The sequence below is a fragment of the Protofrankia sp. CiT1 genome (assembly GCF_917627335.1).
GTDB lineage: Bacteria > Actinomycetota > Actinomycetes > Frankiales > Frankiaceae > Protofrankia.
Genome location: NZ_CAKJTP010000081.1, coordinates 1 through 8,812, shown reverse-complemented (window position 1 = coordinate 8,812; position 8,812 = coordinate 1). Strand labels below are relative to the sequence as shown.

At 67.7% G+C, this 8,812-nt stretch carries 7 protein-coding genes and 2 tRNA genes; 6 read left to right on the top strand and 3 right to left on the bottom strand.

From position 1 onward, the window contains the following. Both MJ785_RS13945 and MJ785_RS13940 read right to left on the bottom strand, forming a co-directional pair. Positions 1-77 (bottom strand) — tRNA-Phe (locus MJ785_RS13945). A 79-nt stretch (positions 78-156) separates the two neighbouring features. Beyond that, positions 157-231, bottom strand: a tRNA-Asp gene (locus tag MJ785_RS13940). A 491-nt stretch (positions 232-722) separates the two neighbouring features. Between MJ785_RS13940 and MJ785_RS13935 the strand changes: the two genes are divergently transcribed. From MJ785_RS13935 to MJ785_RS13910, 6 genes are all read left to right on the top strand, one after another. Then, positions 723-2,258, top strand: coding sequence for an MFS transporter (locus MJ785_RS13935; protein ID WP_239381249.1), 1,536 nt, complete (start codon positions 723-725; stop codon positions 2,256-2,258). Positions 2,259-2,496: 238 nt separating this feature from the next. Further along, positions 2,497-3,117 (top strand): DUF4232 domain-containing protein, encoded by a 621-nt coding sequence (locus tag MJ785_RS13930; RefSeq protein WP_239381247.1) that lies wholly within the window; start codon positions 2,497-2,499, stop codon positions 3,115-3,117. 284 nt (positions 3,118-3,401) lie between these two features. Beyond that, positions 3,402-4,547 carry a glycerophosphodiester phosphodiesterase gene (locus MJ785_RS13925; RefSeq protein WP_239312746.1) on the top strand — a complete coding sequence of 382 codons (1,146 nt, stop codon included), beginning with the start codon at positions 3,402-3,404 and terminating at the stop codon, positions 4,545-4,547. Positions 4,548-4,984: 437 nt separating this feature from the next. Then, positions 4,985-5,836: an acyl-CoA thioesterase domain-containing protein gene (locus tag MJ785_RS13920; protein ID WP_239312747.1), complete on the top strand. Its 852-nt coding sequence runs from the start codon at positions 4,985-4,987 to the stop codon at positions 5,834-5,836. A gap of 71 nt (positions 5,837-5,907) precedes the next feature. Next, positions 5,908-6,696: a YqjF family protein gene (locus tag MJ785_RS13915; protein ID WP_239381245.1), complete on the top strand. Its 789-nt coding sequence runs from the start codon at positions 5,908-5,910 to the stop codon at positions 6,694-6,696. 271 nt (positions 6,697-6,967) lie between these two features. Then, positions 6,968-8,149: a pyridoxal phosphate-dependent aminotransferase gene (locus tag MJ785_RS13910; RefSeq protein ID WP_370651738.1), complete on the top strand. Its 1,182-nt coding sequence runs from the start codon at positions 6,968-6,970 to the stop codon at positions 8,147-8,149. 202 nt (positions 8,150-8,351) lie between these two features. Here MJ785_RS13910 and MJ785_RS13905 read toward each other — a convergent pair. Continuing rightward, positions 8,352-8,812 (bottom strand): hypothetical protein (locus MJ785_RS13905; protein ID WP_239381243.1); only part of this gene is annotated, 461 nt, incomplete at its 5' end.

The window sequence follows — 8,812 nt, the reverse complement described above, 5'->3', positions numbered from 1 at the left end:
TGGTGGGCAGGGGCGGGGTCGAACCGCCGACCTTCCGCTTTTCAGGCGGACGCTCGTACCGACTGAGCTACCTGCCCCGATGCTGCCATCCTGCCACAGATGACAGGATCAGATCACCCCAGCCGACGAGAGCAGTATCACGCTGTGGTGCGAGCGCGGTCCCGACGGGATTCGAACCCGCGACCTCCGCCTTGACAGGGCGGCGTGAACTCCAGGCTTCACCACGGGACCATGCTGTGTGCTGTTCAGTTGTATCACGAACCCGCTTGCGATGTTCTGGGCCCAACCCCGAGGTTTGCCCCTCCCGTCATGCTGGCAGGAGCTTCACTCAGGAGCTGAACAGCAGCATACAGGATGATGGGGCCGCCCGGATCCGGTGGTCGGGTGCGGGCAGCTGATCGACTCACTTCCCTGTCCACGGCGGCTGTTCTGCTCTGGCTACGGTGCGGTGGGCGCGCGCATGAGGGCTGGCGCCGCAGCCTGTCCCGTCCGTGGCTCGGATGTCCGCCGGGAGGCTCGCGGGCGGATCCATCCGGTCACGTCCACGTCTGAGGTGGACGTGGACGTGACCGGCGGAGGGCGGAGACGGAGGGCGGAGGGCGGACAGTGGACGGAGGGAGGGCCCGGTAATCGGCAAGAGGACGCCAGTGCGGACCAGGCGGACGATCGTCCCTCGCGCCAACGCAGGAATGGTTTGCGGGGTAACGGAGTTGCCGCCAGGCGTGGACACACTGACCGTGAGGTCGCACCCCGGCACCCGGGCGGTTCCATCCTGGGCGATCCTCGCGGTCGCCTGCCTGGGCCAGTTCATGGTGATTCTCGATGTTTCGATCGTTAACGTCGCGCTGCCGTCGATTCGTCATGATCTTGATTTCAGTGAAACCGGTCTGCAGTGGGTGGTGAACTCCTACACGATCGTCTTCGCTGGCTTCCTGTTGTTGGGCGGGCGGGCTGCGGACCTGTTCGGCCAGCGGCGGCTTTTCCTGCTCGGGCTGGGCCTGTTTACTGGGGCGTCGCTGGTCGGCGGCTTTGCGCAGAGCCAGGGGATGCTTATCGCGGCCCGGGCCGCGCAGGGGCTCGGCGGTGCCGTTCTCTCACCGGCGACGCTTACGATCATTACCACGACATTCCGCGAGCCGGCCGTCCGGGCCCGCGCGTTGGGCACCTGGAGCGCCGTCGCCGGGGCCGGTGGGGCGGCCGGGGCTCTCGCCGGCGGCATCCTCACCGATCTCATCTCCTGGCGCTGGATCCTGTTCGTCAACGTCCCGATCGGCGCGGTGGGCCTGATCGTGGCCCGGCTGCTGCTCACCGAGACGCGTAACGAGGATGCGCCGCGCCGGATGGACTTCGTCGGCGCTGTGCTCGTCACCGGCGGGCTCACCGCGTTCGTGTGGGGGCTCGTGGACACTGACACCCATGGCTGGGGGTCGGTATCAGCGTTGGCTCCCATTCTGGTAGGGGTGGTCCTGCTCGCCGTTTTCATGCTCTACGAGAGTCGGGTGAAGGCGCCGCTTGTGCCGCTGCGGCTTTTTCGGTCTCGCTCCGTCTCGGCGGCCAATGCCGCCATGTTCTGCATTTCTATGGCCATTTTTCCGAGTTGGTATTTCCTTTCCCTCTATGTACAGAATTCGCTCGGCTACTCACCGCTCGTCGCGGGCCTGGTGTTCCTGCCGCAGACGTTCACAATCATCGTCGGGGCACAGGTCGGCTCCCGGGTGATCGCACGATTCGGTGTGCGGACGCTGGTGGCCGCCGGTGGGCTTATCTCCTCGCTGGGGCTGTTCTGGCTGGGGCAGATCCCCGTGACCGGTTCGTATATCCACGACCTGATGCTTCCCAGCATCCTGACCGCCTTGGGCCTGGGCGTGGCCGTCACGCCGATCACCCTCGCGGCTACGACCGGTGTCGCTCGAAGCGATGCGGGCCTCGCTTCAGGCGTGGTCAACACGACTCGGCAGGTGGGCGGTTCGATCGGCCTCGCCGCGCTGGTAACGCTGGCGGCCAACCACACCCGCTCGTTGCGGAACGAAGGCCAGGCAGCGGCCTCCGCGCTGGTTGCGGGGTATGGCCGCGCGCTCGAGGCCGCCGCGGTACTCGCGCTGCTGGGAGCTTTGGCCGCGCTCGCTCTGCCGCCGTTGGGCCGTGGGGGCGGCCCGGCTGACGTCGCTGACCGAACCGATTCGGGTACTGCCGGTGGGGCGTCGACTGGCGAGACGCCGACCAGCGTGGCGCCCGGCCCCGTGTCCAGACCAGGCTGATCCATTCTGGCCCGGGGGAGAACGTTCCCCGTCATACGGGGCCGGCTGAAAACCCCGGCTGTTACCCGACCACTGAGTTCCGGCATTTTATCGGATTCTTACCGGAATCTGCCCCAGGGGCGCCCGCCCCTGGTGAGACGCTGGTAATATGTCCATTTCCGCACGTCCCCGGTATGGACATCGGATACATACTTGTATGGATAGACACTGTATGGATACCAGGCGAAAACCCTGCATAGTGGCTGCCGCGATGCTCGCGGTGATGTTTGCCCTGGTCGGCGCCGGATGCGCGGGTGGCACCCGCGCATCCGGTGGCACGGGTGGCGTGACGGCGGGACCGGCGCTGGGTGACCTTGTCTCCCCGGCAAGTCAGGCCGCATCCTCGCCTGGCGCGACGCCCGAGCCGGCCGCTGGCGCCGCGCAGGACAGCCCGGGGGACGGCTGCCTGACCGCGAACCTACGGGTGAGTGCCGTGAATCTGGATAGCAGCGCAGGTCACAGCTATAAGCAGATCATTTTGACCAACGCGGGCGCGGCATCCTGCGTGCTCGGAGGCTTCCCCGGCGTGTCGTACGTCGATGCGGGTGGCCGTCAGCTCGGCGCTGCGGCGGACCGCACCGGCGGCCCCGGTACGGCGATCATGTTGCTGCCCGGGCAGCATGCGGCCAGCCTCCTGATAATGATCCGTACCGGTATACAAGCCGGCTGTGACGAGCCGAACCAGACCGCCGAGGCCGTCGCTCTGCGTATCTACCCACCAGCCAACCGGACGGCATTACCGCTACCGGTTGGCGTGCCGGAGACGGTATGCGCGAGCCCCGCCGTCCATCAGCTCCAGATCTCCGCGCTCACCCGGTGAGAAAGTACCAGCTGAGAAAGCGTCCGGCGAAAAAGTGCCGGTGAGAAAGTCCGGTGCCGGATGAAATCTGGCCGCCTTCATCCGCCGGTGTCCGCGTGTTCGGCGGTATAGCGTTGGAAACACCATTGATCAGGTTCGTGAATAATCAGGTCAGCGGGTTTACCAACTCGATGGCTGGCCGATGGCGACGGGTAACGCGTGAGCTGTTCGCCCGTTTTCTCCCAGCGGTTCGCTGGGTGGCGCGTGCCGTCGGCGAGGGTCGCCGTCAACGCGCTGGAGGATTCGTGGACCGCCGGACCGTGATCGCGGGTATTGCCGCAGTTCCCCTTGCCGCCACCACCGTCGTCTCAACGGCTTCGAGCGCCTCGGCGAGCGTGCCGGTCGCCGACTTCGGTGGCCACCGGCGCCGGCCGACGCTGGTCATCGGGCACCGCGGCGCCTCGGGCTACCGCCCAGAGCACACCCTGGCTTCCTACGAGCTGGCCGCCCGGATCGGCGCCGACTTCATGGAGCCTGACCTCGTACCTACCAAGGACGGGGTCCTGGTTTGCCGGCACGAGCCGGAGATCGGCGGTACCACCGATGTTGCTGATCATCCGGAGTTTGCCGCCCGCAGAGCGACCAAGATGTTGGATGGCGTGCCGGTCACCGGCTGGTTCACCGAGGACTTCACGCTGGCCGAGCTGAAGACGCTGCGTGCCAAGGAGCGGCTGCCGGTCGTCCGGCAGGAGAACACGATGTACGACGGGCGATTCGAGATCCCGATGTTCACCGAACTGCTGGAGCTGCGCGAGCGGCTGTCCCGTGAGCTCGGCCGCGAACTCGGTGTCTACCCGGAGACCAAGCATCCGACTTACTTCCGAAAGGCCGGTCTGCCGCTCGAGCAGCGGCTTGTGGACACTTTGCGCCGGTACGGCCTGAACCGTCGCAACGCCCCGGTGTTCGTCCAGTCCTTCGAGACGGGAAGCCTGCGAGAGCTGCGCAAGCTCGGCCTGCACACCGCCTCGGTACAGTTGCTCAGCGCGGCCGGTGCCCCGTTCGACCTGATTGACGCCGGTGACCCGCGGACGTATGCGGACCTGTCGACACCGGCCGGGCTGCGGCAGATAGCAACCTACGCGGACGGGATCGGGCCGGACAAGGTGCAGATCATCCCCCGGGCCGCGGACGGCACGCTGGGCACGCCGACCTCGCTGGTCGCCGACGCGCACGCGGCGGGGCTGGTGCTGCACCCGTACACCTTCCGGGCGGAGAACACCTTCCTGCCGGTGGACTACCGGCGGGGCACCAGCCCCAACGACTTCGGCCGGGCGATCGACGAGCAGGTGACCTATCTGAAGGCCGGCATCGACGGGCTTTTCACCGACCAGGCGGATATCGGGGTCATCGCCCGGGACGAGGCGTTCGCAAGGACCTCCGGCGCTGGCTGACAGCGGCTGACACCGGCATACCGGTTGGGAGCGGTTGGCACTGGCTGACACAAGACCGCGGGTCCGCGGCGGCGCGTCATGAGGTGCCGCGGGCCTCCGGTCCCCGGCACTTGTCCGTCGGCGCTGAAGGCGCTGACCAGGGCCGTTACAGCATTTGATCATTTTGCCTCGATGTGTGAATTCGTCACATCAGCTACCTCCATGGCGCCCTTGTCAGTAGAACTAAGAGCGCCCGGCAATAGGGGCGTGGATCAAGGAGCGGGGCTGGGGTGCGTGCGGCGCGAGGCGGAGGAGGGAGCCACCCTGGTGTTGGGTGGCGACTGACGACAACGCGGCGAGGTGCGTGCTCTGGCCCCGCGACGCCGCGTCCCCTATTGCCGGGCGCTCTAAGGCGCACGGGGCACGTTCGGGATGCGCCTGGCAACGGGGAGGAACCCTTGAATCCGACGGTGGGACCGATCGAGGCGGCGCCGTACGGCCGGTCGCGGGTCACCCGAGCGCAGGTGCTCGAGGACGTGCTCGATGTGCTGGACGTCCAGCCGCCGGTCACCGCGCTCAGCGGTGCACCCGTTCCGCTGCGAAACCTACCCAGTGCGCACGGAGGGATACTGGGCGCTCAGCTGCTCGGCCAACAGGTTGCCCTGGCCGAGCGTCTGTACCCGGGGAAGCGGGTCCAGTCCCTGCAGACGTTGTTCGTCCGCTCCGGGACATGGGAAGGGACGCTGGAGGCCCATGTCGAACAGCTCCAGCGGGGACGCACGTTCGCCTCGGTGTCCCTGGCGTTCCGGCAGGGACCGGAGCTGATCTGCAGGGCACAGGTACTGCTCACCGCGGACGAGCCCGGCCCGGCGCCGGCCACCACGCCGGGCCGGCCGCGACCGGACCCACCGGACACGACCCCCGTCGCGGTGGCCCTTCTTCCATGGGAGACGCGGCTCGCGGCCGGTGGCACATGGCAGGACCACGAGCTGTGGATGCGGGTGAGAAGCGTCCCGGCCGACGCCACCCTGTGGCGGGCATTGGTGGCGTACGCGTGCGAGCCCACGACGCTGCCACTGTTCATCGCCGACCGCGGCGCGGCGGACAGGCCGCACACCAGCCTGATGGTGGCACAGACCGTCACCTTCTTCGAGGACATCGATGTACGCGACTGGTACGTGGTGCGCACGGAAGTGCCCTATGCGGGGGCCGAGCGGGTCCATGGCCGTGGGCAGGTTCTCGATGGCGGTGGTACGCCCAGGGCGCTGTTCACCACGGTGGGCCTGTTCCGTCTCGCGGCCGGTGGCTGAAGGCGGAGAAATATCGAGCCGGCCGCCGTGGGGGCGCCGGGCCGCGGCCGGCCGTGGTGCATCATGGGGAGATGCCCGGCGATGACCCACATGCCGGGGAGCGGGCAGCCGGGCTTGGCGGGTCGTGCCCCTTCACGGTGGACCGACCGATCATGCGGCAGCGCTGGGAGCGGCTGACCTTCGTGCACTGGCCGTTTGATCCGGCTGTGGTACAACGCCTCCTGCCGCGGGGGCTGCTGATCGACACCTACGACGGGGCGGCCTGGGTCGGTCTGGTGCCGTTTTTCATGCGGGTCGCGACAGCCGCCGGACACGGAGCACCGTGGGCGTCGACCTTCTGCGAGACCAACGTCCGCACCTATGTTTATGACCATGAAGGTCGACGGGGGATCTGGTTCTTCTCCCTGGACGCCGCCCGGCTCGGTGCGGTGGCCGTCGCTCGTACCACCTACCGCCTGCCCTACTTCTGGTCGTCGATGCGGCTGCTCGAGGCCGCGGACGAGATCGCCTACGGCTGCGCACGCTGGTGGCCCGGTCCGCGAGCCGCCAGCCGCGTGAAGATCCGGATCGGTGAGCCGGTCGCTCCCGGTCACCTCGACGAACGGGATCACTTCCTAACCGCCCGGTGGATGTTGTTCAGCGCGGCCGGTACTCGGCGCCGCTTCGCACGGGCGTGGCACGAACCATGGCCCCTGTACCGGGCCCAGGCTGTGGCCATTGAGGACAGGCTGGTTGCCGCGGCTGGCCTCCCCCAGCCGCGGGACGAGCCCCTGGTGCACTACTCCCCGGGGGTCGATGTCCGTATCGGCCGTCCCGAGCGCTACCAGTCCGTACCCGCGCTTGAGAGCGCTCGGCAATAAGCGCTCGGCAACAAGGGAGCGGTATCGCGGGGCTGGGGCATGCACATCAACCCCCGCTCATTGATCCACTTTTCTGTTGCCGAGTGCGGCGTCAGGCCGTGGCCGGGACCCGCGAGGAGCATCTCGACGCGCTGGTTATGGCACGGTGCGGATGTTCGGCGGGTTGGTCAGCCGATCCCTGGGCGTGCATCATGCATGCATGACGACCGTTGTGGTCCGCGATTTTCCTGAGGACGGCCATCGCGGAACCTCAGCCAGCGAAACCTCAGCCATGAGCCTGGACGATGATCCGCTGGTGCGGCGTATGCGGCCGTTCGGCACGACTGTTTTCGCCGAGATGTCCGCCCTCGCCGTGCGCACCGGCGCAATCAACCTCGGCCAGGGGTTTCCGGATACCGACGGTCCGGTCGAGATGCTTGACGCCGCTGTGGAGGCCCTGCGCGGCGGACGCAACCAGTACCCGCCGGGGCCGGGAATACCCGAGCTGCGGGCAGCCATCGCGGGCCACCAGCGTCGCTTCTGGCGGCTGGCCTATGACCCGGACGGCGAGGTGCTGGTCACCGCTGGCGCGACCGAGGCGATCACCGCGTCCATCCTGGCGCTGTGTGAGGCTGGCGACGAAGTCGTGTGCTTTGAGCCGTACTACGACTCGTACGCTGCCTCGATCGCTCTCGCTGGCGCTGTCCGGCGGCCCGTGACGCTGCGGCCCCACCGCGGCGGATACGGCTTCGACCCGGACGAACTGCGGCTGGCTTTTGGTCCGCGTACCCGGCTGCTGCTACTCAACTCGCCGCACAACCCGACCGGCAAGGTCTTCGACCGCGACGAGCTCGGACTGATCGCCTCGCTGTGTGCGGAGCACAACGTGGTCGCGGTCTGCGATGAGGTGTACGAACACCTGGTCTTTGACGGCGAGCACCTCCCGCTGGCGGGCCTGCCCGGGATGCGCGAGCGTACCCTGCAGATCTCCTCGGCTGGGAAGACCTTTTCCTGCACCGGCTGGAAGGTCGGCTGGGTCTGTGGCCCGGTACCTCTGATCTCGGCGGTGCTGCGGGTCAAGCAGTTCCTCACGTTCGTCAACGCGGGTCCGTTTCAGCCGGCCGTCGCGCTGGCGCTCGGGTTGCCTGACGCTTATTACGACGGTTTGCGCGGGCAGCTCGGGGACAAGCGGGACCGGCTGTGCGCCGGGTTGGCGCAGGCGGGGTTCGACCCGCTGCGGCCGTGGGGAACGTACTTCGTCACCGCTGACATCCGGCCGCTCGGTGCTGCGGACGGGATGGAGTTCTGCCAGTCGCTGCCGTTTCGCTGCGGCGTGGTGGCCGTACCCACGCAGGTTTTCTACGATGACATCGACGCCGGCCGGCACCTGATCCGTTTCGCCTTCTGCAAGCGTGACGGCGTGCTTGACGAGGCCATCACCCGCCTCGCCACGTTGGCCGTCGCCGGAAACTGAGAACGAAGGCGCTCACCCGGACGGTTTCCCGCTCGGGGCGCTCCGTGGGGCAGCCCGCCGCTGCCCGCGCACCTCATCGATCTGGCGTAGGCCGATCGATCTGGCGCGGCTCGCCGGCCGCGCGCTGTCCAACGCCGTATGAAGTCATGTGAAATAGAGCAACTCCGGAAATCAAGGCTCGCTGCTTCGGGCCCGGACGGGGTCAGGAGCGGCAGTCTTCCCGTGGGGAACCGTTCTCCATGGCGTAGACGCAGGTGGGGAGCGCACCCGTGCCCAGCTCGATGGTGAGAATCACTTCCTTTTTGCTCGTGGCCACGCGCGACGTGGTGAAGTCCGTGATGCCGGTCGCGCCGTTGTACCGCGTGCGCTGTAGCTCCTGGGCGATTGACGTCGCGGTCGGCTGGCGCTGGTCAGAGGACACGGTCCGCGCCGCGAGCACGATGATCCCGGCGGTGTCGTAGCCGAAGACCGCCCACTCGCCGGGCCACAGCTCCCGCGGCTGCTGCAGGTGTTCCGGGTAGAGCACCGCCAGGCCCTTGGGGCCGCACAGGTCCAGCTGCGCCTGGTTGCTGGCGCTGGTCTTGTCCAGCACACCCTGAAAGCACTTCTGCTGGGTGAGCTCGATGAGAGCATTCTCGGAGACGAAGGAGATGATTGTCCCTG